The organism is Stenotrophomonas sp. STEN023 (assembly GCF_056760135.1).
This window is the reverse complement of record NZ_JBRREF010000160.1, coordinates 1-2,160: the sequence shown is the minus strand read 5'-3', so window position 1 is coordinate 2,160 and position 2,160 is coordinate 1. Positions and strand designations below refer to the sequence as shown.

Here is a 2,160-nt window from a genome sequence, read left to right as displayed (position 1 = left end):
GTCGCGCGGTCCCCTCGGCGGCCGCGGGGCCGCGTTCGTCGTCCCCCCCCAAATAACGCCCCCTCCCTTTGGCGTAGCCAAGGGGGAGGGCCGGGGAGGGGTAGCTTCTGGCTCTGGCCGGGAAAGCCCCTGCCGAGCATGGCTCGGCACTACGCCCCCTCCCTTTGGCGTAGCCAAGGGGAGGGCTGGGGAGGGGTAGCTTCTGGCTCTGGCCGGGAAAGCCCCTGCCGAGCATGGCTCGGCACTACGCTCCCTCCCTTTGGCGCAGCCAAGGGGAGGGCCGGGGAGGGGTAGCTTCTGGCTCTGGCCGGTGAAGCCCCTGCCGAGCATGGCTCGGCACTACGCCCCCTCCCTTTGGCGTAGCCAAGGGGAGGGCCCGGGAGGGGTAGCTTTGGGGTTGGCTGGTAAGGCTTCTGCCGAGCATGGCTCGGCACTACAAAAAGCCCTGCCGAACGCCCAAAAAAGAAGCCCGGTCAGGGGAGGACCGGGCTTCCAGCGGCGCGTGGGAGAGAGGTCACGCGCCATACAACACCATTGCTTGTCGCTTGTCGCTTGTTGCTTTGTCGCTTACCAGGTGAAGCGCGGGCCGACGAACCATTCCTTGTCGCCAGCCTTGGCCAGCTTCACTTCGCCGGTCAGGCCCCAGTTCGCGTTGAACTTGCCGGTGGCCCCAACGCGGCCGTAGAACTCGCCTTCCGGACGGTAGATGCCCTTGTTGCTGAAGTCTTCGTAACCAGCCAGGGCATAGCCTTCGAAGTTCGGGGTGAAGGCAGTACGCACGCCGACTTCAGCGCTGTAGCCGTTGAACCTCGGGCCGTGCTCGAAGTTCAGCTTCTGGTAGGCCGCACGTGCCAGCAGGTCGGTGTTCGGGGCCACGGTGTAGTTGTAGCCAACACCCAGGCGCCACTGGTCAACATCAACCTTGCTCTTGTCGGTTTCCTGCGCGTTGTAGTCACCGAACACATGGAAGTTCGGATGTACCGCAACCGAGCCCTTCACCGCCCAACCATCGGCGTCGCCGCCCTTGGCGTCGGTATTCACATAGCCGCCTTCCACATAGTTGTAGGACAGGCCATCGGCAGCCGAAGCGGCGAACGGCAGGGCGGCCAGCAGGCCCAGAGCGATCAAAGAAGTCTTCATTTCGGCATTACCTCGTTATTGGTCTTGATCGTTACGGCCTGAATCTGTGGCCGTTCGATAGTTGTGAATTATCCGTTAGCCGACGGAATCCACCCTGAATACCAAACTGACCAGTACATAAATTGATGTGAAGAATGGGGAACTTCCACGACCTGTGGGCAGGAAAGCAAACTTGAGCCCAGTGCGGAAAGCATAGTTGCGCCCCAGCGCCTCGATTGGGGCCGCAACTATGCTTTCCGTGGAAGATCCGCTGTCAAATCTGAGGTGGTCGCTGTCACTTGAGGCGATCCGTTCTGCTCTTTGAAGCAGTATTTGCGCCGCCTGCAAGAGCAGGGGCAAGCTTGGACGGGCTCCGGTCTGCCGCGCCCAATTTCGAGTAAGCAGAAAGCTTGCGGCTAGGCGGTGCCTGGTGATGCACGAAGGTGCGCCGGAACCACATTCGAGGCGGCCTCTATAGCTTCCAACCCCCCTTAGATTGAGCCGGGTTAGCTCCAAACCCACAGATAAGTGACGCATTACCGAAAGGGTGACGGGCGGTTGCATGCTGCAAGCTGTGGACTAGTTGGCTTATTTGTCCTTTTTATTTGTCCAGTGTCCCTCTCATCACTACGTGATAGAGCTCTTTCAGCAGATCAGCCACTGCAAAGAGCGCAAGGCGTCACCGCTGCACAGCGGCGGCGACTCGTTAAAAGCACTATGCCCGCAAGCGTGCAGCTCTCAAAAGCACACAGGCGGGGAAAGGGGCGATGCAGCCCTCTTTCGGTCGCGGTTTGTAGTCCAACTGGCGTGATATCGACGGTGGTTGAGCCAAACCACGGGACTGAAGGGCCCTGATAATGGGTATCCATTCAGAACGGCCTGCCAGGAAAAACATTGATCAAGCAATATTTTCAGACCGTAACGGTAGGTCCGACGTCCCCCCGCTTTCAGTAGCGGGGCCCTTTAGAGTCCAGATTTAATCGTAGCGGCTTTGGCCGCCAACTGTTGGGCATAGGCGGCCGGTGTCAGGCCGCCTAAGAT

The 2,160-nt window shown here is 60.0% G+C and carries 1 protein-coding gene; it reads right to left on the bottom strand.

The annotated features are described in order from the left end of the window. Positions 1-567: 567 nt before the first annotated feature. On the bottom strand, positions 568-1,140 hold the full coding sequence (locus ACVOLV_RS22135; protein ID WP_481556234.1) for an OmpO family porin: 573 nt from the start codon (positions 1,138-1,140) through the stop codon (positions 568-570). Between the last annotated feature and the right edge of the window lie 1,020 nt (positions 1,141-2,160).